Annotated in this window: 22 protein-coding genes and 1 pseudogene; 11 read left to right on the forward strand and 12 right to left on the reverse strand. The window is 60.5% G+C overall.

The window, feature by feature from the left end; all coding sequences use genetic code 11:
* Positions 1-153 precede the first annotated feature (153 nt).
* The gene (locus AC2T3R_RS24340; protein ID WP_003259873.1) at positions 154-558 is read left to right on the forward strand and encodes a YkgJ family cysteine cluster protein; all 405 of its coding nucleotides are present in this window, start codon (positions 154-156) and stop codon (positions 556-558) included.
* 151 nt (positions 559-709) lie between these two features.
* On the opposite strand, the pseudogene AC2T3R_RS24345 reads toward AC2T3R_RS24340, so the two are convergent.
* The 7 genes and pseudogenes from AC2T3R_RS24345 to thiI form a co-directional block, all read right to left on the reverse strand.
* A pseudogene (locus AC2T3R_RS24345) lies at positions 710-1,915 on the reverse strand (PhoPQ-activated protein PqaA family protein); the annotation flags it as partial.
* A gap of 15 nt (positions 1,916-1,930) precedes the next feature.
* Positions 1,931-2,134 (reverse strand): hypothetical protein, encoded by a 204-nt coding sequence (locus AC2T3R_RS24350; RefSeq protein ID WP_486744377.1) that lies wholly within the window; start codon positions 2,132-2,134, stop codon positions 1,931-1,933.
* Between the two features lie 210 nt (positions 2,135-2,344).
* Positions 2,345-2,893, reverse strand: a complete 549-nt coding sequence (locus tag AC2T3R_RS24355; protein ID WP_486744378.1) for a hypothetical protein — start codon at positions 2,891-2,893, stop codon at positions 2,345-2,347.
* A gap of 44 nt (positions 2,894-2,937) precedes the next feature.
* Positions 2,938-3,738 carry a hypothetical protein gene (locus AC2T3R_RS24360; protein WP_015272113.1) on the reverse strand — a complete coding sequence of 267 codons (801 nt, stop codon included), beginning with the start codon at positions 3,736-3,738 and terminating at the stop codon, positions 2,938-2,940.
* A 6-nt stretch (positions 3,739-3,744) separates the two neighbouring features.
* Positions 3,745-4,329 (reverse strand): 2OG-Fe(II) oxygenase, encoded by a 585-nt coding sequence (locus AC2T3R_RS24365; RefSeq protein WP_080604908.1) that lies wholly within the window; start codon positions 4,327-4,329, stop codon positions 3,745-3,747.
* A gap of 352 nt (positions 4,330-4,681) precedes the next feature.
* Entirely contained in the window at positions 4,682-6,502 is a 1,821-nt protein-coding gene (gene typA / locus AC2T3R_RS24370) for a translational GTPase TypA (RefSeq protein ID WP_013974573.1), read from the reverse strand.
* A 127-nt stretch (positions 6,503-6,629) separates the two neighbouring features.
* Positions 6,630-8,084, reverse strand: a complete 1,455-nt coding sequence (gene thiI, locus AC2T3R_RS24375) for a tRNA uracil 4-sulfurtransferase ThiI (protein ID WP_013974574.1) — start codon at positions 8,082-8,084, stop codon at positions 6,630-6,632.
* 470 nt (positions 8,085-8,554) lie between these two features.
* Here thiI and glnA point away from each other — a divergent pair, with 470 nt between their 5' ends.
* The 4 genes from glnA to ntrC all read left to right on the forward strand — a co-directional run bounded on the left by glnA (position 8,555) and on the right by ntrC (position 13,370).
* Positions 8,555-9,961 (forward strand): type I glutamate--ammonia ligase, encoded by a 1,407-nt coding sequence (gene glnA / locus AC2T3R_RS24380; protein WP_015272115.1) that lies wholly within the window; start codon positions 8,555-8,557, stop codon positions 9,959-9,961.
* A 174-nt stretch (positions 9,962-10,135) separates the two neighbouring features.
* Positions 10,136-10,579 carry a cupin domain-containing protein gene (locus AC2T3R_RS24385; RefSeq protein ID WP_486744379.1) on the forward strand — a complete coding sequence of 148 codons (444 nt, stop codon included), beginning with the start codon at positions 10,136-10,138 and terminating at the stop codon, positions 10,577-10,579.
* A gap of 272 nt (positions 10,580-10,851) precedes the next feature.
* The gene (gene glnL / locus AC2T3R_RS24390; RefSeq protein WP_013974577.1) at positions 10,852-11,937 is read left to right on the forward strand and encodes a nitrogen regulation protein NR(II); all 1,086 of its coding nucleotides are present in this window, start codon (positions 10,852-10,854) and stop codon (positions 11,935-11,937) included.
* Positions 11,934-13,370, forward strand: coding sequence for a nitrogen regulation protein NR(I) (gene ntrC / locus AC2T3R_RS24395; protein ID WP_013974578.1), 1,437 nt, complete (start codon positions 11,934-11,936; stop codon positions 13,368-13,370). The genes glnL and ntrC overlap by 4 nt, the downstream gene beginning before the upstream one ends.
* 440 nt (positions 13,371-13,810) lie before the next feature.
* Here ntrC and AC2T3R_RS24400 read toward each other — a convergent pair whose 3' ends face one another.
* On the reverse strand, positions 13,811-14,248 hold the full coding sequence (locus AC2T3R_RS24400; RefSeq protein ID WP_015272117.1) for a hypothetical protein: 438 nt from the start codon (positions 14,246-14,248) through the stop codon (positions 13,811-13,813).
* Here AC2T3R_RS24400 and trmL point away from each other — a divergent pair.
* The gene (gene trmL, locus AC2T3R_RS24405; protein ID WP_013974580.1) at positions 14,247-14,708 is read left to right on the forward strand and encodes a tRNA (uridine(34)/cytosine(34)/5-carboxymethylaminomethyluridine(34)-2'-O)-methyltransferase TrmL; all 462 of its coding nucleotides are present in this window, start codon (positions 14,247-14,249) and stop codon (positions 14,706-14,708) included. The two genes, AC2T3R_RS24400 and trmL, sit on opposite strands and share 2 nt — an antisense overlap.
* A 162-nt stretch (positions 14,709-14,870) precedes the next feature.
* On the opposite strand, the gene secB is transcribed toward trmL, so the two are convergent.
* The 3 genes from secB to AC2T3R_RS24420 are packed head-to-tail and all read right to left on the reverse strand — an operon-like array spanning position 14,871 to position 16,065.
* Positions 14,871-15,356 carry a protein-export chaperone SecB gene (gene secB, locus AC2T3R_RS24410; RefSeq protein WP_013974581.1) on the reverse strand — a complete coding sequence of 162 codons (486 nt, stop codon included), beginning with the start codon at positions 15,354-15,356 and terminating at the stop codon, positions 14,871-14,873.
* 39 nt (positions 15,357-15,395) lie between these two features.
* Positions 15,396-15,650 (reverse strand): glutaredoxin 3, encoded by a 255-nt coding sequence (grxC, locus tag AC2T3R_RS24415; RefSeq protein ID WP_003249204.1) that lies wholly within the window; start codon positions 15,648-15,650, stop codon positions 15,396-15,398.
* 1 nt (position 15,651) lies between these two features.
* Positions 15,652-16,065, reverse strand: coding sequence for a rhodanese-like domain-containing protein (locus AC2T3R_RS24420; protein WP_003259887.1), 414 nt, complete (start codon positions 16,063-16,065; stop codon positions 15,652-15,654).
* 206 nt (positions 16,066-16,271) lie between these two features.
* On the opposite strand from AC2T3R_RS24420, the gene gpmI reads away from it, so the two are divergent.
* The 4 genes from gpmI (at position 16,272) to AC2T3R_RS24440 (ending at position 21,523) form a co-directional block, all read left to right on the forward strand.
* Positions 16,272-17,807: a 2,3-bisphosphoglycerate-independent phosphoglycerate mutase gene (gene gpmI / locus AC2T3R_RS24425; protein ID WP_024087846.1), complete on the forward strand. Its 1,536-nt coding sequence runs from the start codon at positions 16,272-16,274 to the stop codon at positions 17,805-17,807.
* Between the two features lie 240 nt (positions 17,808-18,047).
* Positions 18,048-19,352, forward strand: a complete 1,305-nt coding sequence (locus AC2T3R_RS24430; protein WP_015272119.1) for a murein hydrolase activator EnvC family protein — start codon at positions 18,048-18,050, stop codon at positions 19,350-19,352.
* A 78-nt stretch (positions 19,353-19,430) separates the two neighbouring features.
* Positions 19,431-20,747, forward strand: a complete 1,317-nt coding sequence (locus AC2T3R_RS24435; protein WP_015272120.1) for a S41 family peptidase — start codon at positions 19,431-19,433, stop codon at positions 20,745-20,747.
* 8 nt (positions 20,748-20,755) lie between these two features.
* A complete protein-coding gene (locus AC2T3R_RS24440) occupies positions 20,756-21,523 on the forward strand; it encodes a divergent polysaccharide deacetylase family protein (RefSeq protein ID WP_410951904.1) in 768 nt (255 codons plus the stop codon).
* Positions 21,524-21,830: 307 nt separating this feature from the next.
* Here the strand turns inward: AC2T3R_RS24440 and AC2T3R_RS24445 are convergent, their stop codons facing one another.
* Complete coding sequence (locus tag AC2T3R_RS24445) at positions 21,831-23,777, reverse strand: BCCT family transporter (protein WP_410951906.1); 1,947 nt, start codon at positions 23,775-23,777, stop codon at positions 21,831-21,833.
* 533 nt (positions 23,778-24,310) lie between these two features.
* Here AC2T3R_RS24445 and betI point away from each other — a divergent pair.
* A complete protein-coding gene (betI, locus tag AC2T3R_RS24450; protein ID WP_003259891.1) occupies positions 24,311-24,967 on the forward strand; it encodes a transcriptional regulator BetI in 657 nt (218 codons plus the stop codon).
* Positions 24,968-25,001: the final 34 nt, after the last annotated feature.

Raw genomic sequence — 25,001 nt, forward strand, 5'->3', positions numbered from 1 at the left:
AGGGAGACTGTTGAGCCTAGACCCTTCGACAGGGAGTGACAGTTAGCGTTCGCAGTTTTCATGCCCACTTTGCGATTCCGGCAAAAGGTTGTTCATAAATTGAACAATTCCGGTATGATCGCGCGCCCCAAGACCGTGATACACCCCATAAAGATGAAAACGACCCTGATCGCCGCAGCCGAAGTCGACCGCCTGGAGACCTGGCAGCGCTACACCAGCAACATGTGCCATGGCTGCCATTCGACCTGCTGCACCCTGCCGGTGGAGGTGAAGATCAAGGATCTGATCCGTATCGGCGTGGTCGACGAGTTCGAGAAGGACGAACCGCCGAAGAACATCGCCAAGCGCCTGCAGAAGGATGGCATCATCGAACGCTTCAACCAGAAGTCGGGGATCTTCACCCTGACCCGGATGAGCAATGATGACTGCCTGTATCTGGATCGTAAAAGCCGGCTGTGCACTATTTATGACAAGCGGCCGGATACCTGCCGCAACCACCCCAAGGTCGGGCCGCGGCCGGGGTATTGTGCGTACAAGCCCAAGGTGGTCGGGCGCTGATCGCTAGCCTTCAAGGGCCTCTTCGCGGGCTTGCCCGCTCCCACAAGGGTCGCGCAAATCATGGGCTCAGCGACACACCTGTGGGAGCGGGCAAGCCCGCGAAGGGCCGCAAAGCGGCCACTGCTGGCCAATTATGTGCCAAGCCAGATTTCTACTTTCCGCCAGAGGGAAAGCTCCTGCATGCACCACCCTGCTCCGCCGGTGGATGTTCGGGATAGGTCTGCGGCAGCACGCTGACCGGGCTGGTAGCGATAAAGCCATCAGCAAACTTCGCTTCGACGAACTGCGCCTGCCATCCCACCGCCGGCGGCGTGCGCTGCAGGGTGAAGCTCTGCATGGGAGCGAGCGTCTCGGATTGGTAGCGCACCCCGCAGGCAAAACGGAAGTCGCGGTCCTGGCTGTTGCTCGCCGTCCACACCTTCACCGCCACTGGCGGCTCAGAGAAGTCGACGCTCATCTGCCCGGCATACCCGCTGGCCGACACCTGCACGCTTGGCAAAGGTGTGCCATCGCGCAGGCGCGTCACTGCAGGTACCAAGGTACTGACTACCGCTTGACGCACCCCGCCATGGTCAGAGTTCGGCAATACCCTGAGGCTGGTCTGGCCCGGCAGGCGCTGCTGATAATCGGTGACCGGGTCAGGGGCGAAGAAATCGTCACCACTGGCGGACACCAGGTACTTGGGAATGGCCAGACGCTGCCTTTTCTCGTTCAGGTACTGCATCGGGTCCATCATCGCCATCAGCCGCTCGAATGCCGGGGTGCCCAGCTGTTGCAGGACACCAGCCTGCTGGTAGGAACCCAGCGCCAAGGGCCAGTGACCACCATAACGCTTGCGCAATCCGGCCAGCATGTCCGAAGTATCCGCGACGTCGATCACACTGGGCACGATGGCCATCACCCGCTCATCGGCCAATGCCGTGAGCCATGCGCTCCAGCCGCGCTTGGAGGCACCCGTGATAATGAAGCGGTCCACCGTGAGCCCTTGCCCTGCCAGCTCTTGCTCGGCCAGATCCATCGCCCGGCTTGCCGCCGCGGCCATCGGCACGTGCAGTGGCAATTCCGGCGCGGCGCCGCGAAGCGCATGAGCCCAGGTATGGGCCACGGCGTCATCCTCGCGCAAGGGCTTCTCGTTATCGTTGAAGGTCACGTACTGATTGGGCACATCGCTGATCATGACCACGGCCATCCGTGCCTTGAGGGCGACCTCGCGCAATGCCTCGCGGGTATAGTCCGGGGTTTGCGCCGGTCCGAACCGTACACCGTTGTTCACCACCAGCAAGGCTTTGCCGGGCACGGCATTGTGCGGGATATGCAGCTCGACATCATGCTCCCAGCGGCGCGGCTCAACCACCGGCGCTGGCTCCCAAACCTACGAAACCATCTGCAAGCGACGGAACGCATACCCAGGCTCGGAGGCTTGCTCGAGCAATACGGCTTCCAAGGGTGCCTGACGCACCTTGCCAATATGGCACTGGACAACATCCTGCGGACGCAGGCTGGCACAATCCTGCATGGTGCAAGCCTGCAAGCCAGCCATCAGGCAGGGGATGGCCAGCGCTAAACGGTAATTCATGTGCATGCTTCCTGCTTCGAGAAAGCACTTCACGCTATGCATCACAACAAGCGCGCACAAGTCGCAAAAGGCCGTGAAGGATGCAACCTACATCAGCTTGAGATATCACCTACAAAAAAACCTGCGTCATACAAACAAAAACGCCCCCGGCGATGCGTGCGAGGGCGTTTTGACTCGAACGAGCAAAATGGGAATAGCTCTATTTCTATATCAACCCTGCCGAGCAAGGTCGCGCAGATGAAGTACAACCATAACGATCGCGGCTATGGCGGTCACTATTGATGCCAAGGTACCCAACACGACCGTGGACATTATCGATTCATTGTTCCAAACCACGACCTGTTGATTGAGACGATCGTCATAGAGTATTTGCCCGTCCAACGTGGCGAGTTCACGCACGGTGCTACCATCATCCCCACGTTCCACTGTAAGAATAACCTTCGTATTGATACGAAGCCCCGATACCTCATACAACTTCCGGTAAGTATAAACACGTTTACCCTCCCGCCTTCCATCAAGCTTATATGCTACGCCAAAATGTACTAGCGAACGGTTATGCTCCCAAACGTCTGGATAACCGGATACTCGCCCCTCGATAACTAGTAGCCTAGACAAATCAGGGGCCTTATATACTTCCAGCTGACTAAAATAAAGCGCAACACCTGCAAGCATCGTAATCACGACAATCGCAAGCAATTGAGCTCGCTTTAAAGGAGGGGACACTCTGAGCAACTTTATGAATCCAGAAAATGACTGCACACGCCCCTCCTGCTATTTTAAATAGGAAAATCACCTAAAAATCTTTAATGATACCTATCAACTCCACCTACGCCCCCGCCAGGCGGGATGATCTCTATAGGACCTATATCAATATTCCACCTGGGGAGTTCCGGCAATGGGAATACCATAGGCCCGCCACCGAAGTCCGGCTCAATATAGCCACCCCCGCCGCCGCCAGATATTCCGTACAGGTGAGAAAGGTCGCTTCCAAGCAGCACGCCTTGCGTATCCGGGTTCCACTGGGTTACCGCAACTCGGCCCGCATAGATTGCGCTGATTTGGGCGAGCGATGCAAGGGCCAAGTCCGGCGCTACCCAGTAATCAGGGTAGGTGGCATTTGTATTTGCAACGAAATGTTTTTGCACTACAGGTGCGATAAAAGAATGATACAAATTTGTTGCCGCATCGGAATTGAGTATCCCCAAGGCATTAGCCCCAACGCCCACAGCAGTGAAAATAACTGCGGGAGTGCCAGCCCCAGCAAGCAAGCTTATGCTGCCGACAATCCCCGCAACATTTCCAACCAGGCTCAGGACGTCACCTTTTTCAAATTTCTGGTCGGTCTTGTACTGAGCAGTAATTTTTAGAAATACTGTAGTCGCAGCAAGCGTATTCACCTTGATATTGAGGAAGGGTGTAAAACCCGCAGTCAGCTTTACTATTGACGTGATCCCGGCGACTGCAGCTCCGGTTTGGGCACTCTGATTCACTAGAACGAACCCTGACTTGTCGCTATTGTACTGATCCGTCAGGGAAGTAGCTGCCGCACCCACCGCTACCGGTTTCTCAACGTAGCCCAAGATAATCTCAAGTGTTTTGATCATCTTTCGCTACTCCCTGATCAATGTCTTGAAGGCGATGCTCATACGCAGCCGATTACAACTCACACCAGGCGCCCGAGCACCATGCGGCACTTCCCCATTGAAGATTACAACCCGCCTCGGCTTAGGCTGTACCGACAGCACAATACTTTCTTTGTCAGCGTCGTAGAATACAAGCTCACCACCCCAGCAGGTGGCCCAGTACTCGCTGCAAAACAGCATTACAGTTTTCCCTGGCGCCTCGGCTGTATTGTCACGATGAATAGGACCATCCTGGCTGCTTGTTTGACCATTGGCGTATACCCCTAACAGGGTCGCCGAAGGCATATGCGCAGCCTTGATACGTGCCCAGATATTCGCCAGAAAAGCCCAGTCCGGTCGCTCTCGTAGTTCTTGCTCACAGTCTTCCAATTCATTTCTGCGAGTACCGGCGATAAAACTGTGCCAACATGGACGATCAAGGGGAGCATAAGGATAGGGCCAGCCATAACGCCAGAGCGAGCCAGTTAGGAGCCTCAATATTTTCGTGTGCTCTTCGTCCGTTATTCCATCATCAATCACACAGATATTTTTACAAGCAGTCAAACCTACCATTACTTCAATCTCCTGATCTCAACATAGCGATTGGAGACTGAAAGTTAAAACACCTTTAGATATTCTCACACAGGGAAACAGCCGCTCAGCCGGTGACCTTTACCATAGCCTTGACGTGATAACAGATTTAGTCGCCATAACGAGTTCCCATTTTCTTTACCTCAAACAAACTTTTTTCAGACTGACACCAACCTGAAGCTTTACCAGCCCCCAAGCATTTACCATGATAAAAGCACGTGTGCGTGAGAGACCGCAGGCAGCCACTGCCCTTGGCTTCACTCAGAATTGGACATAAAAAAACGCCCCCGGCATTTCGACCGGGGGCGTTTTCGTTTCAGCTCAAGCTAGACGATCAAGCCTTGGCTTTCTTGGCAGCGCGGGTACGCTCGCCTTCGTCCAGGATCTTCTTGCGCAGGCGGATCGACTTCGGAGTCACTTCGCACAGCTCGTCGTCCTGGATGAATTCCAGGGCCTGTTCCAGGGTGTGGCGAACCGGCGGTACCAGGGCGATGACTTCGTCTTTGCCCGAAGCACGCATGTTGTCGAGCTTCTTGCCTTTGGTCGGGTTCACGCCCAGGTCGTTGTCACGGCTGTTCAGGCCGATGATCTGACCGTTGTAGATGTCCTGACCGTGCTCGATGAACAGCTTGCCGCGAGCCTGCAGGGTTTCCAGCGAGTAGGTCAGCGCCTTGCCGGTCTCGATCGAAACCAGTACACCGTTCAGGCGACCGGACATCTGGCCGGCTTTCATGGTGTCGTAGCGATCGAAGATCGAGGTCAGGATGCCGGCACCGTTGGTCAGAGTCAGGAACTGGTTACGGAAACCGATCAGACCACGAGCAGGTACGTTGTACTCCAGACGTACACGGCCTTTGCCATCCGGCGCCATGTTGGTCAGGTCGCCCTTACGCAGGCCCATTTCTTCCATGACCTTGCCCTGGGATTCTTCAGGGATGTCGATGGTGACGTTCTCGAACGGCTCCTGCTTCACGCCGTTGACTTCGCGGATGATCACTTCAGGGCGGCCTACAGCCATCTCGAAGCCTTCACGACGCATGGTTTCGATCAGAACCGACAGGTGCAGCTCACCACGGCCGGAAACCTTGAACTTGTCAGCCGAGTCGCCTTCTTCAACGCGCAGTGCAACGTTGTACAGCAGCTCTTTGTCCAGACGTTCCTTGATGTTACGGCTGGTGACGAACTTGCCTTCCTTGCCGCAGAACGGCGAGTCGTTGACCTGGAAGGTCATCGAAACGGTCGGCTCGTCAACGGTCAGTGGCTTCATCGCCTCGACGTGGTTCATGTCGCACAGGGTGTCGGAGATGAACAGCTCGTCGAAACCGCTGATGCAGACGATGTCGCCAGCCTGGGCTTCTTCAACGTCGACGCGGTGCAGGCCGTGGTGGCCCATCAGCTTGAGGATACGGCCGTTACGCTTCTTGCCTTCGGTGTCGATGGCAACAACCGGGGTGTTCGGCTTGATACGACCACGGGCGATACGGCCAACGCCGATAACACCGAGGAAGCTGTTGTAGTCCAGAGCGGAGATCTGCATCTGGAACGGGCCATCGACGTCAACGTTCGGCGCCGGTACGTTGTCGACGATCGACTGGTACAGCGGGGTCATGTCTTCGGCCATGTCGGTGTGGTCCAGACCGGCGATGCCGTTCAGGGCCGAAGCGTAGACAACCTGGAAGTCCAGCTGATCATCGGTGGCACCGAGGTTGTCGAACAGGTCGAAGATCTGGTCCAGAACCCAGTCAGGACGCGCGCCCGGGCGGTCAACCTTGTTGATCACGACGATCGGCTTCAGGCCAGCTTCGAAAGCCTTCTTGGTCACGAAGCGGGTTTGTGGCATCGGACCGTCCTGGGCATCGACCAGCAGCAGCACGGAGTCGACCATCGACATTACACGCTCAACCTCGCCACCGAAGTCGGCGTGGCCGGGGGTGTCGACGATGTTGATGTGGTAGCCGTTCCAGTTGATGGCGGTGTTTTTCGCCAGGATGGTAATGCCGCGCTCTTTTTCCTGGTCGTTGGAGTCCATCACGCGCTCGTCGTTGAGCTCGTTACGCTCCAGGGTGCCGGACTGGCGCAGGAGTTTGTCGACCAGGGTGGTTTTACCATGGTCAACGTGGGCGATGATGGCGATGTTACGCAGATTTTCGATCACAACTGTATCTCGATCAGAGGATTCGGTTGCCGCCAGTGTAGGCGGCGAATATGTATGGTTTGAGGCTCAGCGGGCCCGGTGGTCGGGAGGGCGATGGCGGATGCTGCCGCCATACAGCCCTGGCGTCTTATGCCGGACGATAAACACGCACATTGGCATGTCCCTCACTGAGCAGGTGGTGTGCGTGCAGACGGCTCATCACACCTTTGTCGCAATACAGCAAGTACTGGCGGTTGGCATCCAGCTGCTTGAACTTGCTGTTGATGGCATAGAACGGCATGGCCTGGACTTCGATACCGTCCAGCACCAGAGGTTCGTCTTCCTGGGCATCGGGGTGACGAATGTCGATGACGATCTGGCCGGGCAGCGCCTCGGTCACTTCCTCGATTTCGATGTCCTTGCCCAGTTCGTCGATCACATGGTCGATGGAGATCAACCGGGCGCGTTCCAGGGCGCGCTCCAGCACGGCCATGTCGAACTGCTTCTCTTCATGCTCCATGCGGTGGCGCTTGGCGTGGGTGGTCGGGTTTACCGAGATCACGCCGCAGTATTCTGGCATGTGCTTGGCGAAGTCGGCAGTGCCGATCGCGTAGGCCTGGTCGATGATGTCCTGCTTGTGGCTGGCCAGCAGGGGGCGCAGCACCAGCTTGTCGGTGGCCGAGTCGATGATCGACAGGTTCGGCAAGGTCTGGCTGGACACCTGGGAAATCGCTTCGCCGGTGACCAGGGCATCGATCTCCAGGCGGTCGGCCATGTGCGCGGCACCACGCAGCATCATGCGCTTCAGCGTCACACCCATGTAGCTGTTGTCGACCTTGTTCAGAATCTCGCCGACCACTTCCTCGAACGGCACGCTGATGAACAGCACGCGCTGGCTGCTGCCGAACTTCTTCCACAGGTAGTGAGCCACTTCCATCACGCCCAGCTCGTGGGCACGGCCACCGAGGTTGAAGAAGCAGAAGTGGGTCATCAGGCCGCGGCGCATCATCTGATAAGCCGCCACGGTGGAGTCGAAGCCACCGGACATCAGTACCAGTGTCTGCTCCAGGGCGCCCAGCGGGTAGCCGCCGATGCCCTGGTGCTGGTTATGGATCACGTACAGGCGCTGGTCGCGGATTTCGATGCGCACCAGGACTTCCGGGTTCTTCAGCTCGATGCCGGCGGCGCCGCACTGCTGGCGCAGCTGGCTGCCGACGTAACGGTCGACGTCCATCGAGGTGAAGTCGTGGTGACCACCGCGCTTGCAGCGCACGGCGAAGTGCTTGCCGGCCAGCAGATGGCCGAAGTGCTGCTTGCACTTGGCGACGATGTCATCGAAGTCGCCGAGCGGGTATTCCTCTACCTGCAGGAAGTGGGTGATACCCGGGGTGCAGGTGAGGCGCTCGATCATCTCGCGCTGGACCTTTTCGTCTTCGACGCGGGTGACCACTTCGAGATTGTCCCAGACACCATCGACCACGAGCTCAGGATCGAGGTCCTTGAGCACGTTGCGGATGTTCTTGCCGAGCTGGCGGATGAAGCGCTTGCGCACCGGCCGGCTCTTGATGGTGATTTCTGGGAAGACTTTGACGATAAGTTTCATTGGTTAACAGCGCGCGCAGGGCCTGCCGAAAATGAGGGGCGCGAATTATAGCGGAAATTGCTCAGGATTTGACCAACTTTTGTACAGAAGGTCGGATTTATATTGCCTGCACCGGCCTCATCGCCGGCAAGCCAGCTCCCACAGGCTATCCACAGTTCTCAAGACCTGCGCCCTACCTGTGGGAGCTGGCTTGCCAGCGATGAGGCCCTCAAAGAAAGCACATAACTCAAGCAATGCACACTATTGGTGCACTGCTACCAAAATTCGCATCTTAAGAGTGCACTTTTCCCCAGCAACCCACCCCCAGATGCCCGCAAACGCCCCCTTTTATCCCGCCCTCGCCATTTTCGGGCACTGGCATGCAATTTGCTCCCTTGTGAGGCAGGTAAGCTTGGCCGACTATCCGCGCCCGGCAACACCCTTTTTCCAGGGCAGCGGCCCACCGCGCTCTAGACCATCCGGAGGACAACATGTCGAAGTCGGTTCAACTCATCAAAGATCATGACGTCAAGTGGATTGATCTGCGTTTCACGGACACCAAAGGCACTCAGCACCACGTGACCATGCCGGCGCGTGATGCACTGGAAGACGACTTCTTCGAAGTCGGCAAGATGTTCGACGGTTCCTCCATCGCTGGCTGGAAAGGCATCGAAGCCTCCGACATGATCCTGATGCCGGTCGACGAAACTGCCGTACTGGACCCGTTCACCGAAGAGCCGACCCTGATCATCACCTGCGACATCGTCGACCCGTCGAGCATGCAGGGCTACGATCGTGACCCTCGCGCCATTGCCAAGCGCGCCGAAGAGTACCTGAAGAGCACCGGCATCGGTGACACCGTATTCGCAGGCCCGGAGCCAGAGTTCTTCATTTTCGACGAAGTGAAGTTCCAGTCGGACATCTCCGGCTCGATGTTCAAGATCTTCTCCGAGCAAGGCTCGTGGATGACCGGCGCTGACGTGGAAGGCGGCAACAAAGGCCACCGTCCAGGCGTGAAGGGCGGCTACTTCCCGGTTCCGCCGTTCGACCACGACCACGAAATCCGTACTGCCATGTGCAACGCACTGGAAGAAATGGGCCAGACCGTCGAAGTTCACCACCACGAAGTGGCGACTGCCGGCCAGAACGAAATCGGCGTCAAGTTCAACACCCTGGTGAAGAAGGCTGACGAAGTACAGGCGCTGAAGTACGTCGTGCACAACGTTGCCGACGCCTACGGCCGCACCGCTACCTTCATGCCGAAGCCACTGTACGGCGACAACGGCTCGGGCATGCACGTGCACATGTCGATCTGGAAAGACGGCAAGAACACCTTCTCGGGTGAAGGCTATGCCGGCCTGTCCGACACCGCCCTGTACTTCATCGGCGGTATCATCAAGCACGGTAAGGCCCTGAACGGCTTCACCAACCCGTCGACCAACTCCTACAAGCGTCTGGTCCCAGGCTTCGAAGCCCCGGTAATGCTGGCCTACTCGGCTCGCAACCGTTCCGCCTCGATCCGTATTCCTTACGTCGGCAGCCCGAAAGCCCGCCGTATCGAAGCTCGCTTCCCGGACCCATCGGCCAACCCATACCTGGCCTTCGCGGCCCTGCTGATGGCCGGCCTGGACGGTATCCAGAACAAGATCCACCCAGGCGATGCTGCCGACAAGAACCTGTACGACCTGCCGCCTGAAGAGGCCAAGGACATTCCGCAGGTTTGCGGCAGCCTGAAGGAAGCTCTGGAAGAGCTGGACAAGGGCCGTGCGTTCCTGACCAAGGGCGGCGTGTTCTCCGACGACTTCATCGATGCCTTCATCGAGCTGAAGAGCGAAGAAGAAATCAAGGTCCGCACCTTCGTTCACCCGCTGGAATACGAGCTGTACTACAGCTGCTGATCTGATCGGCGCCTCGCGCCGATGACATGATCACGAACGGCCTCCTTCGGGAGGCCGTTTTCGTTTCCGTGGCTGCGTCCTCGATTTCATACAGAACCGGCAGATGCCGCTGACATTTCGCCGCCCCCCTCAGCACGCAGGGTAGGCGTCCCTTCAGTCAAAGGACGTCACGCCATGCGCAAACTTCTACCTGCAATGATTACCGTATCCGCCCTCCTCACCGGCTGCGCCAGCAATGGCACCGCGCTAGGCCAGGCAACGTCACAGGTGCTTCACCGCGCCACCGGCAGTTGGGACGGTACTCCCTATCTCGATTACCCCGAAGGACGACCAGTGCTGTCGCTTGTGAAAGTCAGCATTCCCGCCCACACCACCCTTGGCTGGCACTGTCACCAGGCGCTCAATCTAGGCTATCTGACCGAGGGACGACTCGAGGTGGAAACCCGCGACGGCAAGCGGACAAGCCTGGTTGCAGGCCAGACGCTGGCCGAACTTCAAGGGGAAGTGCACCGCGGGCACACCACTGGGCAGCCCGCCACTGTCATGGTGTTCCACGCAAGCAATGAAGACCTTGCGTTTTCAACGCCAGAAGCCGAATGCCCGCCAACTGTGCGATAAACCCTGAAACCACCTATGCTCCATATTGGTGCGCGCTGTGGACTAACGCCCCCGAATGCACCCCAAAAGCGATCACATGAACCGTTTAATCAGTTCATTCTGGTGCGAATTTTCCCGTTTCCAGGGCTTTATCGGCAAATTCCGCTTCTTTTCGGAGCCTTGGTTTGGTTCTTGCATTTTTTGCCCAAAGACTGGAATCAGCGGATCCACCGCGCGCCCGACCATGGCCGCGCCCATGCCCGACACGCGCCAAAAGAGGTCGACGACGCCCTATGACCATCAGCGATGCCCAGCACCGTCTACTTCTGGACAACCTGACCACCGCCACGCTGCTGCTCAACGCCGAGCTGCGCCTGGAGTACATGAACCCGGCCGCGGAAATGCTTCTGGCAGTGAGTGGCCAGCGCAGCCATGGGCAGTTCATCAGCGAGCTGTTCACCGAGTCGACCGAAGCGCTCAGCTCGCTGCGCCAGGCGGTCGAGCAGGCGCATCCGTTCACCAAGCGCGAAGCGCAGCTCACCTCGCTGACCGGGCAGACCATCACCGTCGACTACGCGGTTACGCCGATCCTGCACCAGGGCCAGACCCTGCTGCTGCTCGAGGTGCACCCGCGCGACCGGCTGCTGCGCATCACCAAGGAAGAGGCCCAGCTGAGCAAGCAGGAAACCACAAAGATGCTGGTACGCGGCCTGGCCCATGAAATCAAGAACCCCCTCGGCGGCATTCGCGGCGCAGCTCAGCTGCTGGCCCGCGAGCTGCCTGAAGAAGGCCTGCGCGACTACACCAACGTGATCATCGAGGAAGCCGATCGCCTGCGTAACCTGGTCGACCGCATGCTCGGCTCGAACAAGCTGCCGTCGCTGGCCATGACCAACATCCACGAAGTGCTTGAGCGGGTCTGCAGCCTGGTCGAGGCCGAAAGCCAGGGTTGCATCACTTTGGTGCGCGATTATGACCCCAGCCTGCCTGACGTATTGGTCGACCGCGAGCAGATGATCCAGGCGGTGCTCAACATCGTGCGCAATGCCATGCAGGCGATCAGTTCGCAGAACGAACTGCGCCTGGGCCGCATCACCCTGCGCAGCCGTGCCCTGCGCCAGTTCACCATCGGCCATGTGCGCCATCGCCTTGTGGCGAGGGTGGAGATCATCGACAACGGCCCGGGCATCCCGCCGGAACTGCAGGACACCCTTTTCTATCCCATGGTCAGCGGTCGCCCGGACGGTACCGGGCTGGGCCTGGCCATTACCCAGAACATCATCAGCCAGCACCAGGGCCTGATCGAGTGTGAAAGCCATGCAGGCCACACCGCATTCTCGATCTACCTGCCCCTGGAACAAGGAGCCACCGCCTCATGAGCCGAAGTGAAACCGTATGGATCGTCGACGATGATCGCTCCATCCGCTGGGTCCTGGAAAAAGCCCTGCAACAGGAAGGCATGACCACCCAGAGCTTCGATAGCGCCGATGGCGTCATGGGCCGCCTGGCACGCCAGCAACCTGACGTGATCATTTCCGACATCCGCATGCCGGGCACCAGCGGCCTCGACCTGCTGGCACAGATCCGTGAGCAGCACCCGCGCCTGCCGGTCATCATCATGACCGCCCACTCCGACCTGGACAGCGCCGTTGCGTCGTACCAGGGCGGTGCATTCGAGTACCTGCCCAAGCCATTCGACGTGGACGAGGCGGTCTCGCTGGTCAAGCGCGCTAACCAGCACGCCCAGGAGCAACAAGGGCTGGATGTGCCGCAGAGCCTGGCGCGCACCCCGGAAATCATCGGTGAAGCACCGGCAATGCAGGAGGTGTTCCGCGCCATCGGCCGCCTCAGCCACTCCAACATCACCGTGCTGATCAACGGTGAGTCCGGTACCGGCAAGGAGCTGGTGGCCCACGCCCTGCACCGCCACAGCCCGCGTGCGGCCTCACCGTTCATCGCCCTGAACATGGCAGCCATCCCCAAGGACCTGATGGAGTCCGAGCTGTTCGGCCATGAAAAGGGCGCCTTCACCGGCGCCGCCAACCTGCGCCGAGGGCGCTTCGAGCAGGCCGACGGCGGCACCCTGTTCCTCGACGAGATCGGCGACATGCCCGCCGACACCCAGACCCGCCTGCTGCGAGTGCTGGCCGATGGCGAGTTCTATCGCGTGGGCGGCCACGTACCGGTCAAGGTCGATGTGCGCATCATCGCCGCCACTCACCAGAACCTGGAGTCGCTGGTGCAGGCCGGCAAGTTCCGCGAGGACTTGTTCCACCGCCTGAACGTGATCCGCATCCACATTCCGCGGCTGGCCGACCGCCGCGAAGATATCCCTGCCCTCGCCCGCCACTTCCTCGCCCGCGCCGCCCAGGAACTGGCGGTCGAACCGAAGATCCTCAAGCCGGAAACCGAGGAATTCATTCGCAATCTGCCGTGGCCGGGCAACGTACGGCAGATGGAGAACACCTGCCGCTGGATCACCGTGATGGCCTCCAGCCGCGAAGTGCTGATCGGCGACCTGCCGCCGGAGCTGTTGAACCTGCCACAAGACGCCGCACCGGTAACCAACTGGGAGCAGGCCCTGCGCCAGTGGGCCGACCAGGCGTTGGCGCGTGGGCAGACCAGCCTGCTGGACAGCGCAGTGCCGAGCTTCGAGCGGATCATGATCGAGACGGCGCTCAAGCACACCGCTGGCCGTCGGCGCGATGCGGCACTGTTGCTGGGTTGGGGGCGCAATACCCTGACGCGCAAGATCAAGGAGCTGGGGATGAATGTGGCGGGTGGCGATGATGAGGAAGGTGACGAGCACTGAGTTCCAGGTAAACCCATAGTTCTCTGGGGCTGCTGCGCAGCCCATCGCGACACAAGGCCGCTCCTACAGGAGAATGCGATCCCCTGTAGGAGCGGCCTTGTGTCGCGATGGGCCGCAAAGCGGCCCCAAACATTTCAGCCCTTCGATGCACCGATCCTGTGCCCGATGCACCTCACTAAGGCACAAATCCCCTCAAAAAACGGCCAATTCACCCTGAAAGCCCAGATTCACGGGCTTTTCAAAACTGGCACGCCCCCTGCAATAAACAATACATATCCAGTTTCGGGGGCCCTGGTACAGGCAGGCCGGGTGAACCCCTCTTTTATTCGCAACATCGCCAGTTTTGGGGACCTCGGTACAGGCAGGCCGGGCCATCCCCCCTTTATACGCAGTACCCCTTTCGGGGACCCTGGTACAGGCAGGCCGGGATATCCCCTCTTTTATTCGTGCAGTTTCACCTGCAACCGCCAGCGCCCAGCGTCCTCTGCACCGGCCCACTCGCCGTGCAGGGGGCGCGCGGCCACCACCGTCAGCAACAGCCCTTCCTTGCTATTCTGCACCCGCCAACTCACAGGCTTGCCCTGCAGGCTCAGTTGCCCTTGCCGGGCCTTGCCTTGGGCCTGGAACAACAGTGCTACGGTACCGTCCACATTCTCGCCATGCAGCTGAGGCTCTTCGTTGAACCACAGCTCCAGGCCATCCTGCACCACCTCCACCTGCTGCAACTCGCGCTCGTCGGGTGTAGTCAGGCGGCCGATCATCAACCCTACCATCAAGCCGACGATCGCCAGCGACAGCATCACCCGCGGGAACGCCTTCGAACGCACGTCCGGTTCGGGGGTAGAATGCCCGTCATCTTCACGCTTGGAGCCGTGCATGTTTCACGTCATCCTTTTTCAACCAGAAATTCCGCCGAATACCGGCAACATCATTCGCCTCTGCGCCAACAGCGGCTGCGACCTGCACCTGATCGAGCCCATCAGCTTCGAACTGGACGACAAGCGCCTGCGGCGCGCGGGGCTGGATTACCACGAGTATGCCACGCTCAAGCGCCACGAGAGCCTGGCCGGATGCCTGGAAAGCCTGGGCAACCCACGGCTGTTCGCCTTCACCACCAAGGGCTCGCACCCGTTCCACGAAGTGGCTTACCAGCCGGGTGATGCCTTCCTGTTCGGGCCAGAAAGCCGCGGCCTGCCGGCCGAAGTACTGGACAGCCTGCCGGCCGAACAACGCCTGCGCCTGCCGATGCGGCCGGGGTGCCGCAGCCTGAATCTGTCCAATACCGTGGCTGTGACGGTGTATGAGGCGTGGCGGCAGAATGGGTTTGCCGGCAGTTGATGCGCTGCCTGCACTGGCCCTATGGCCGGCAAGCCAGCTCCCACAGGGACCGCACCAGCCTTGAAACCTGTGCAGTACCTGTGGGAGCTGGCTTGCCGGCGATAGGGCCGGAACAGGCCAACAAAAAAGGCGACCGAAGTCGCCCTTTTTCAAATGCAGCTATTACTGCACAGTTGGCGCTTCGCCGGCTTCCTGCATGCGCTGCATTTCTTGCGCGTACAGGGCGTCGAAGTTGACCGGCGACAGCATCAGGGCCGGGAACGAACCGCGGGTCACCAGGCTGTCCAGGGTCTCGCGGGCGTACGGGAAGAGGATGTTCGGGCAGAACGCACCCAGGGTGTGGCTCATCGAAGCCGCGTCCAGGTTCTTGATCAGGAAGATACCGGCCTGCTGCACTTCAGCGATGAAGGCCACTTCGTCACCGTTCTTGACGGTAACCGACAGGGTCAGTACCACCTCGTGGAAGTCGCCTTCCAGGGCTTTCTGCTTGGTGTTCAGGTCCAGGGCAACGCTCGGCTCCCAGGTCTGGCGGAAGATCTGCGGGCTTTTCGGGGCTTCGAACGACAGGTCGCGCACATAGATGCGCTGCATGGAGAACTGAGGGCTGTTGTCTTCTGCAGCAGCGCCGTTGGTCTGTTGGTCAGTCATGGCAGATCCTTATCCTAATGTTTTTGAATGCAGTGCAAATCAGGCCGCCAGCAGCGCGTCGAGCTTGCCGGCGCGCTCCAAGGCATAAAGGTCATCGCATCCACCGACGTGGGTGCTGCCGATCCAGATCTGCGGCACAGATGTACGGCCGGCCTTCTGGCTCATCTCGGCACGAACCTGTGGCTTGCCGTCGACCTTGATTTCCTCGAAGGCCACGCCCTTGCTCTCGAGCAGGTACTTGGCGCGCATGCAGTAGGGGCAGTAGTCGCTGGAATAGACGATGACGGGCTTCATATCACTTCACCAGGGGCAGGTTATCGGCTTTCCAGCTGGAAACGCCACCGCTCAGTTTGGCGGCGTTGTAACCAGCCTTGAGCAGCTCGCGGCAGATGGTGCCGGACTGCTGGCCCATCGAGTCGACGACGATCAGGGTCTTCTCTTTGTGCTTGTCCAGCTCGCTCATGCGGTTGACCAGCTTGTCCTGCGGGATGTTCACCGCACCGACGATGTGACCGGCGGAGTATTCCTTGGTCGGGCGAATGTCGATGACCAGGGCTTTCTCGGCATTGACCAGGGCAGTCAGCTGGCCGTTGCTCAGGCTCTGGCCGCCGCGACGAATTTCGTTGACCAGCAGCGCGACCAGCAAAACAACGAAGATCGCCACCAGGATGTAGTGGTTTGTCGCAAATTGAATCAGGTTAGCAACCATCTGGGGTGTTCCACGCGATTGAAAATGCCGGCCAGTATACACAGGCCCTTATTGCCACCAAAGCCCGACGGGCCGGCCGGAAAGGTACCTTCATGTTGCCACATTGGCCACGCTGGTCAGGGAACAGGACGAATATTCGCCGCCGGTGGCGCATTTGCCCTAAAATGCGTGTCTTTATCATCTTTGAACAACCGTGAGTTTGATTGATGACGAGTACGCCCAAACCCCTGGTCCTGATCATCCTGGATGGCTTCGGCCACAGCGAAAGCCCCGAATACAACGCCATCTACGCCGCCAACACACCGGTCTATGACCGCCTGCGCGCCAGCCAGCCGCATGGCCTCATTTCCGGCTCGGGCATGGATGTCGGCCTGCCGGACGGGCAGATGGGCAACTCCGAAGTCGGTCACATGAACCTCGGCGCCGGCCGCGTGGTGTACCAGGACTTCACCCGAGTGACCAAGGCCATCCGCGACGGCGAGTTCTTCGAGAACCTGGTTCTGACCGGTGCCGTGGACAAGGCAGCCAGTGCCGGCAAGGCCGTGCACATCCTCGGCCTGCTGTCGGACGGCGGCGTACACAGCCACCAGGACCACCTGGTAGCCATGGCCGAACTGGCTGCGCAGCGCGGTGCGGAAAAGATCTACCTGCACGCCTTCCTCGATGGTCGCGACACGCCACCACGCAGCGCGCAGTCGTCCATCGAGCTGCTCGACGCCACCTTCGCCAAGCTGGGCAAGGGCCGCATCGCCAGCCTGATCGGTCGCTACTACGCCATGGACCGCGACAACCGCTGGGACCGCGTCAGCGCCGCCTACAACCTGATCGTCGACAGCGCTGCCGAATACACCGCCGACACCGCCTTGGCCGGCCTGGAAGCGGCCTACGCCCGCGACGAGAGCGACGAGTTCGTCAAGGCCACGCGCATTGGTGAAGCAGTCAAGGTCGAAGACGGCGACGCGGTGATCTTCATGAACTTCCGCGCCGACCGCGCCCGCGAACTGTCGCGCGTGTTCGTCGAAGCCGACTTCAACGAATTTCCGCGTGCCCGCCTGCCAAAACTGGCCGCCTACATCGGCCTGACCCAGTACTCGGCAAAAATCCCGGCCCCCGCCGCCTTCGCCCCGGCCAGCCTGAACAACGTGCTGGGCGAGTACCTGGCGAAAAACGGCAAGACCCAGCTGCGCATCGCCGAGACCGAGAAGTACGCCCACGTCACCTTCTTCTTCTCCGGTGGCCGCGAAGAGCCGTTCGAAGGCGAAGAACGCATCCTGATCCCGTCACCGAAGGTCGCCACCTACGACCTGCAGCCGGAAATGAGCGCACCGGAAGTTACCGACCGCATCGTCGAGGCCATCGAGCAGCAGCGTTATGACGTGATCGTGGTCAACTACGCCAACGGTGACATGGTCGGCCATACCGGCGTGTTCGAGGCTGCGGTGAAAGCCGTCGAGGCCTTGGATGGCTGCGTCGGGCGCATCGTCGAAGCTCTGGACAAGGTCGGCGGCGAAGCGCTGATCACCGCCGACCATGGCAACGTCGAGCAAATGGAAGACGAGTGCACCGGCCAGGCGCACACCGCGCATACCACCGAGCCGGTACCGTTCATCTATGTGGGCAAGCGCAACGTCAAGGTGCGTGACGGCGGTGTGCTAGCCGATGTGGCGCCGACCATGCTGAAGCTGCTGGGGCTGGAAAAGCCGGTTGAAATGACCGGCACCTCGATTCTGGTCGACGCCTGATTCTGAGTATGGGGCCGCGTCGCGGCCCAATCGCCGGCAAGCCAGCTCCCACAAGTACTGCACAGTTTCAAGGCCTGTGGTGATCCTGTGGGAGCTGGCTTGCCGGCGATTGGGCTGCAAAGCAGCCCCTTTGCACATGAATTCCAGACAAACGCCCCTCTGCACCCGCAGCGAGGCGTTTTTTTTGCCCGCCCGCGCGGGCATACTAGGCCAGTCTCCATCCTTGGTACGCCAAACCCCATGCTTCGCGCCCTGATCCTCCTAGCCCTGTCTTGCCTGCTCAGCCCGGCCTTTGCCGATGAGCGTGCGCAGACCCAGCAGCAACTGGACGCCACCCGCCAGGACATTGCCGAGCTCAAGAAGACGCTGGGCAAGCTCCAGGAAGAAAAGGCCGGTGTGCAAAAGGACCTCAAAGCCACCGAGACCGATATCGGCAACCTCGAAAAGCAGGTGGAGGCCCTGCAGCAAGAACTAAAAAAGACCGAGGGCGAGCTGGAGCGCCTTGATACCGAGAAAAAAAAACTCCAGAGCGCCCGCGTTGAACAACAGCGACTGATCGCCATCCAGGCCCGTTCGGCCTACCAGAACGGCCGCGAGGAATACCTCAAGCTGCTGCTCAACCAGCAGAACCCCGAGAAGTTTGCCCGCACCCTCACCTACTACGACTACCTGAGCAAGGCGCGCCTGGAGCAACTGCGCACCTTCAACGAGACCCTGCGCCAACTGGCCAACGTCGAACAGGAAATCGCTACCCAGCAGCAACAGCTGCTGGCCCAGCGCGCCGACCTCGACAGCCGCCGCCAGGCCCTGGAAACCGAGCGTGGCAAGCGCCAGCAGGTGCTGGCCAAGCTCAACAGCGACATGAAGGACCGCGACCAGAAGCTGCAATCGCGCGAGCAGGATCAGGCCGACCTGTCCAAGGTACTCAAGACCATCGAAGAAACCCTCGCCCGCCAGGCCCGCGAGGCCGAAGAAGCGCGCAAGAAGGCCTTGCTGGCCCAGCAGGAAGCGGAAAAGCGCCGCCAGCAGGAAGCCCTCGCTGCCGCTGCCGCTCGCGAACAGGCCCGCGAACCGGTGGAGCCACCGAAAAAGGCCCGCACCACCCTGGGCCCGCTGGTTTCCAGCGACGGCGCGAACTACGGCGGCGCATTTTCTGCCGCACGGGGAAAACTTCCCTGGCCAGTCAATGGTCGATTGCTGGCACGTTTCGGTGATGCCCGCGGCAGCGATGCCCGTGCCAAGTGGGACGGGGTGATGATCAGCGCCAACCCGGGCACCCAGGTACGTGCCGTGCACGGCGGGCGCGTGGTGTTCGCCGACTGGTTGCGCGGTGCCGGGCTTCTGGTCATTCTCGACCATGGCAACGGTTACCTGAGCCTGTACGGCCATAACCAGAGCCTGCTCAAGAGCGCCGGTGATATCGTCAAGGCCGGCGAGGCCATTTCCACCGTTGGCGACAGCGGCGGCCAGGACGCTGCCGGCTTGTACTTCGCCATCCGCCAGCAGGGCCGGCCTACCGACCCTTCGCAGTGGTGCCGGGGCTAGTCAAATTTCTACGGGGTAGCCCACGGGCTGCGCCGATGCTCCCCAGGGAGCGCTTACAGGATCAGGAGTTCGTTCGACATGCTGCACTCGCCTCGTCTCACCCAGCTGGCCCTGTCCATCGCCCTGGCGGTCGGCGCGCCCCTGGCCACTGCCGCGGAACCGGCCAAGCCGGCTGCAGTACCGGCCACCGAGGTGACCGCCAAGGCGCCACTGCCGCTTGAAGAGCTGCGCACCTTCGCCGAGGTCATGGACCGTATCAAGGCGGCCTATGTGGAACCGGTGGACGACAAGACCCTGCTGGAAAATGCCATCAAGGGCATGCTCAGCAACCTCGACCCGCACTCGGCTTACCTCGGCCCCGAGGACTTCCAGGAACTGCAGGAAAGCACCAGCGGCGAGTTCGGCGGGCTGGGCATCGAAGTAGGCCAGGAAGACGGCTTCATCAAGGTGGTCTCGCCGATCGACGACACCCCGGCCTCGCGTGCCGGCGTGCAGGCCGGCGACCTGATCGTCAAGATCAACGGCGCCCCGACCCGTGGCCAGACCATGACCGAAGCGGTCGACAAGATGCGTGGCAAGGTGGGCGAGAAAATCACCCTGACCTTGGTGCGTGACGGCGGCACCCCCTTCGACGTGACCCTGGCCCGCGCGGTCATCCAGGTCAAGAGCGTGAAGAGCCAGCTGCTGGAGAACGACTACGGCTACATCCGCATTACCCAGTTCCAGGTCAAGACCGGCGACGAAGTAGGCAAGGCCCTGGCCAAACTGCGCAAGGACAACGGCAAGAAGCTGCGCGGCGTGGTGCTGGACCTGCGCAACAACCCGGGCGGCGTGCTGCAGTCGGCGGTGGAAGTGGCCGACCACTTCCTGACCAAGGGCCTGATCGTCTACACCAAGGGCCGTATCGCCAACTCCGAGCTGCGCTTCTCTGCCGACCCGGCCGACGCCAGCGACGGCGTGCCACTGGTGGTGCTGATCAACGGCGGCAGTGCCTCGGCCTCGGAAATTGTCGCCGGCGCCCTGCAAGACCAGAAACGCGCCGTGCTGATGGGCACCGACAGCTTCGGCAAAGGCTCGGTGCAGACCGTGCTGCCACTGGCCAACGATCGTGCGCTGAAGCTCACCACCGCGCTGTACTTCACCCCCAACGGCCGCTCGATCCAGGCCCAGGGCATCGTCCCCGATATCGAAGTGCGCCCGGCCAAGCTCACCGCCGAAGCCGACACCGACAACTTCAAGGAAGCCGACCTGCAGGGCCACCTGGGCAACGGCAACGGCGGTGCCGACCGCCCGACCGGCAGCGGCAAGCGCAAGGAGCGCCCGCAGGATGACGACTTCCAGCTGAGCCAGGCTCTGAGCCTGCTCAAAGGCCTGAACATCACCAAGGGCGACTGATCCACTCCATGCGTTATCTGCTGTGTCTGCTGTTCTGCCTGATGGCTGGGGTCGCACAAGCGGCGCCAGCCGGCAAGGCCTACATGAGCATCATCATCGACGACCTCGGCCAGAGCAGCGAACGCGACAGCCGGACCTTGGCCCTGCCCGGCCCTGTGACCATGGCGATCATGCCCGACACCCCGCATGCCACCGACTTTGCCCGCCAGGCGCACAAGGCTGGCAAGACGGTGATCCTGCACATGCCCATGGACCCAGCCACCGGCCCTTACGCCTGGCACCCTGGCACGCCGATCGATGAACTGGCCAAACGCTTTGACGCAGCCCTGGCCAAGGTTCCGTATGCCGCCGGCATCAACAACCACATGGGCAGCCGCATGACAGCACAGCGTGAGCCCATGGCCTGGTTGATGGGTGAGCTGCAGCAACGTCACCTGTTCTTCGTCGACAGCCGTACCAGCGCCGCCACCGTGGCAGCGGCCGAAGCCCAGGCGCAGGGGCTGGCGCATGTTTCTCGGGATGTATTCCTCGATGATGTGCGCACCGCTGAAGCGATTACCGGGCAGTTGCAGCAGGGCATCGCCCTGGCGCACAAGCAGGGCTCGGCGGTGCTGATCGGGCACCCTTATCCACAGACCCTGGAAGTACTGGAGCGGGAGTTGCCATGGTTAAGGAGCAAGGGCATCGAGCTGATCAGGCTCAAGCAGATGATCGCCGTGCGCAGCAATCAGGCGATGCCGGGGCATGGCCGGAATGGCCGCTACAGCAATCGCTGATATTGCTGTCGACCCGGCCGCTCTCATAGAACTGCACATAACTCATTGAATTAGCAGGGACCCTGTGGGAGCGGGCGTGCCCGCGAACACCGGCGAAGCCGGTGCCATACACCGCGTCGTCTGCTTCGCGGCGGTTCGACGCCTCGACACGCCCGCTCCCACAAGGGACGGTGACACGCTCGCGAACATTGTTCCCTGTGCGACAGCACAACCCAAAGGGCTGGGAAATCTCCCACAGAGACCACATTGGCCCCAGGTCAAAAAAAACCCGCTCATGCGAGCGGGTTTTCTTTTGCCTCAACAGCGATCAGCTGTACACACGCCCCAGCAACTGCCGATGGCTTTCAAACTGGTCCAGTACATCACGCACGATCTGCTCTGGCGCAAAGCCCATCAGGTCGTACTCCTGGCTGCCATCGTGCAGGTACACCTCGGCGCGGTAGAAGCGCTGGCGCACTTCCGGCTCACCTTCCACCGGCGCTTCGCTCGGCGCGGCCAGGTAGCCATCCAGGCTCACTTCATAGACGAACGGGTTGCCCTCTTCCATCATCACCCGCAGGCCCATCATGTTGCGGGACTGGCCAACGCGCGTTTCCACCTCGAAGCCCAAGCTTTGCAGCTGCGCGGCGGCTTCTTTCAGCGCCGGGCTGACCTGCTTGTCCATGAAGCGCTGTACAACGGCCTGGGTCGGCTGCAGTTCAAGCTGGGTCAGGCGCTCGCTGAAGCCACGACGGCCACGCGCGGCCAGCTCGGCACGCTCCTGCTCCACCACCACGTCCTGCTTCATGGCCTTGTACAGGCCGAACATGAACAGCACCAGCACCACCGAGAACGGCAGGCCAGCCAGTACGACCATGGTCTGCATGGCCTCGAAGTTACCGGCGAACAGCAGGCCGATGGTGACCAGGGTGATTACCACCGACCAGAACACCACCATCCAGTGCGGGGCGTCTTCGTCGACCTTGCCACCTTTGCACGACAGGTTGGCCATCATCACCGCGCCGGAGTCGGCCGGGGTGAGGAACAGCACGAAGCCGACGAACACCGCTACACCGATGACGATCTTGGCCGCCGGGAAGTATTCCAGCAGCTGGTAGATCGACATCGACGGCTGTTCAAGGGCGGTCTTGCCCAGTTCCACGGCGCCTTGGTTGATCACCAGGTCCAGCGCGGTGTTGCCGAAGATCGACAGCCAGGCCAGGGTGAAGCCCAACGGGATCAGCAACACGCCGCAGACCAGCTGGCGCACGGTGCGACCCTTGGAGATACGGGCAATGAACATGCCGACGAACGGGCCCCAGGAAATCCACCAGGCCCAGTAGAACACGGTCCACAGGCCCAGCCAGCGTTCGGACTTGCCAGCTTCGCCTTCATATACGTAGAGGTCGAAGGTTTTCAGCACGATGCCGTTGAGGTAGTCACCGATGTTCTGCACGAAGCCGTTAAGCAAGTGCAGGGTTTCGCCGCCCAGCAGGACGAAGATCAGCAAGCCGCTGAACAGCACGATGTTGAGGTTGGACAGACGGCGAATGCCGTTTTCCACACCCGAGACCGCCGCCACGGTGGCGACGCCGGCCATGACCAGGATCACCACCAGCAGGTTGGTCTTGCTGTGGTCCATGCCGAACAGGTATTCCAGCCCGGAGGCCACCTGCATCGAGCCGATGCCCAGGTTGGTCACCAGGCCCAGCAGGGTTACGAACATGCCGAAGATGTCCACGGCATTGCCCGCAGCACCCTTGACCCAACGCTCACCGACCAGCGGGTACAGCGCCGAGCGCAGGGCCAGTGGCTGATTGTGGCGGTAGGCGAAGTAACCCACGGCCAGGCCGACCAGGGCGTAGATCGCCCAGCCGTGCAAACCCCAGTGCAGGAAGGTCAGCTGCAGGCCCTGACGCGCTGCGTCGAGGCTGGCAGAAGTGCCTTCCGGTGGGTTGAAGTAGTGGTCCAGCGGCTCGGAGGCGCCGAAGTACAACAGCGAAATGCCGATACCGGAGGAGAACAGCATGCCGGCCCAGGCGCCATAGCTGAAGTCGGGCTGGTCATCCTTGCCGCCAAGCTTGAGCTTGCCGTAGTCGGAGAAGGCCAGGTAGATGACGAACAGCAGGTAACCGCCGATTACCAGCATGTAATACCAGCCGAAGGTGCGCGTCAGCCATTTCTGGGCCACGCCCAGCACTTGGCCGGCGGTTTCGGGTACAGCGATAAGCAAGGCAGTCAAAACGAGAATCATCAGCGCGGAGGTGAAGAACACCACGCGGTTGACCCGTACCCTCTCGGCCGGAGGGTTGGTAAGTGAGGCAGAACTCATTGCACGAATGCTCCGGGCAGTGCGGCTGTGGAGGCTAATCAGTCTTTCCCGAGCAATTGGTGGAATATCCCCACTGCATCAGGTGTTATAAAAGCACCCTTGGAAACCGTGATCCCGAATCGATACGTTGCAAAAAACAGACAGGTGGCCTGCTGCAAATGCCACGCCTCAGCTGAGGTGCGCGCATTGGTCACAGATCACCCCGCCCGCTCCAAGGGCCCGCCGCAGGGTCCATGACCGCACGGCAGAATCTGCATTTCGCATCGCTCATGCCCGTCAACGCCTTGTATTCAGGGGGTTACGCGATTTCCTGGGGTGTCAATCCGTGCCTTCTCGACCGCCTTAAAAACTGTCAATGGCACAAATTGTCGCAGAGCTTATTCTTTATTGATTGAACGTTCAATCAAAACAAAATAGACTGGCCTTCGCCGAGTCAGCCGCCCGTCGTCTGCTCGCAGGCCTGAGGAGAACGCAAGATGCCCAAGGTCGGTATGCAACCCATCCGCCGCCAGCAGTTGATCGAAGCCACGTTGCAGGCGGTCGATCAGGTCGGACTGGGTGACGCCAGCATTGCGCTGATTGCCCGTTTGGCCGGTGTGTCGAACGGCATCATCAGTCACTACTTTCGGGACAAGAACGGCCTGATAGCAGCGACGATGGGTTACATCATGAACATGCTCAACGAAGGTGTTAGAGCACGTCGCCAGGCCCTGACGGACGACAGCCCGCGCGCCCACCTGAAAGTGATCATCGAGGGCAACTTCGATGCCAGCCAGGTAAACGGCCCGGCGATGAAAACCTGGTTGGCCTTCTGGGCTTCCAGCATGCACCAGCCCGATTTGCACAGGTTGCAGCGGATCAACGACCACCGCTTGTATTCCAACCTGTGCTGCCAGTTCCGCCGCGCGCTTCCGCTCTACCATGCGCGCAAGGCAGCCCGCGGCCTGGCAGCTTTGATCGACGGCTTGTGGCTGCGTGGCGCCCTGTCGGGTGATGCATTCGACACCGACCAGGCGATACGGATTGCTTACGAATACATGGATCTACAACTGGCTAAACAGCACACCCTGGGTACAAACGACCAGGCCGCTGAACAACCGCGCACGGCCCTTGCCAACCCAGCAGGAGCGTGACGCGCAAGCCAAACCACACACTGCACTTGCGAGG

The sequence above is a fragment of the Pseudomonas sp. PVC-5-1 genome (assembly GCF_057444345.1).

What these genes read in the sequence shown, in the direction of transcription:
- AC2T3R_RS24400 (WP_015272117.1), bottom strand. Translation starts at nt 14,248, where the DNA reads ATGCACGGCTCCAAGCGTGAAGATGACGGGCATTCTACCCCCGAACCG.
- AC2T3R_RS24365 (WP_080604908.1), bottom strand. Translation starts at nt 4,329, where the DNA reads ATGGTAGGTTTGACTGCTTGTAAAAATATCTGTGTGATTGATGATGGA.
- secB (WP_013974581.1), bottom strand. Translation starts at nt 15,356, where the DNA reads ATGACTGACCAACAGACCAACGGCGCTGCTGCAGAAGACAACAGCCCT.
- trmL (WP_013974580.1), top strand. Translation starts at nt 14,247, where the DNA reads ATGTTTCACGTCATCCTTTTTCAACCAGAAATTCCGCCGAATACCGGC.
- thiI (WP_013974574.1), bottom strand. Translation starts at nt 8,084, where the DNA reads ATGAAACTTATCGTCAAAGTCTTCCCAGAAATCACCATCAAGAGCCGG.
- AC2T3R_RS24420 (WP_003259887.1), bottom strand. Translation starts at nt 16,065, where the DNA reads ATGGTTGCTAACCTGATTCAATTTGCGACAAACCACTACATCCTGGTG.
- AC2T3R_RS24430 (WP_015272119.1), top strand. Translation starts at nt 18,048, where the DNA reads ATGCTTCGCGCCCTGATCCTCCTAGCCCTGTCTTGCCTGCTCAGCCCG.
- AC2T3R_RS24435 (WP_015272120.1), top strand. Translation starts at nt 19,431, where the DNA reads ATGCTGCACTCGCCTCGTCTCACCCAGCTGGCCCTGTCCATCGCCCTG.
- betI (WP_003259891.1), top strand. Translation starts at nt 24,311, where the DNA reads ATGCCCAAGGTCGGTATGCAACCCATCCGCCGCCAGCAGTTGATCGAA.
- AC2T3R_RS24360 (WP_015272113.1), bottom strand. Translation starts at nt 3,738, where the DNA reads ATGATCAAAACACTTGAGATTATCTTGGGCTACGTTGAGAAACCGGTA.
- ntrC (WP_013974578.1), top strand. Translation starts at nt 11,934, where the DNA reads ATGAGCCGAAGTGAAACCGTATGGATCGTCGACGATGATCGCTCCATC.
- AC2T3R_RS24440 (WP_410951904.1), top strand. Translation starts at nt 20,756, where the DNA reads ATGCGTTATCTGCTGTGTCTGCTGTTCTGCCTGATGGCTGGGGTCGCA.
- AC2T3R_RS24340 (WP_003259873.1), top strand. Translation starts at nt 154, where the DNA reads ATGAAAACGACCCTGATCGCCGCAGCCGAAGTCGACCGCCTGGAGACC.
- glnA (WP_015272115.1), top strand. Translation starts at nt 8,555, where the DNA reads ATGTCGAAGTCGGTTCAACTCATCAAAGATCATGACGTCAAGTGGATT.
- glnL (WP_013974577.1), top strand. Translation starts at nt 10,852, where the DNA reads ATGACCATCAGCGATGCCCAGCACCGTCTACTTCTGGACAACCTGACC.
- gpmI (WP_024087846.1), top strand. Translation starts at nt 16,272, where the DNA reads ATGACGAGTACGCCCAAACCCCTGGTCCTGATCATCCTGGATGGCTTC.
- AC2T3R_RS24350 (WP_486744377.1), bottom strand. Translation starts at nt 2,134, where the DNA reads ATGAATTACCGTTTAGCGCTGGCCATCCCCTGCCTGATGGCTGGCTTG.
- grxC (WP_003249204.1), bottom strand. Translation starts at nt 15,650, where the DNA reads ATGAAGCCCGTCATCGTCTATTCCAGCGACTACTGCCCCTACTGCATG.
- AC2T3R_RS24385 (WP_486744379.1), top strand. Translation starts at nt 10,136, where the DNA reads ATGCGCAAACTTCTACCTGCAATGATTACCGTATCCGCCCTCCTCACC.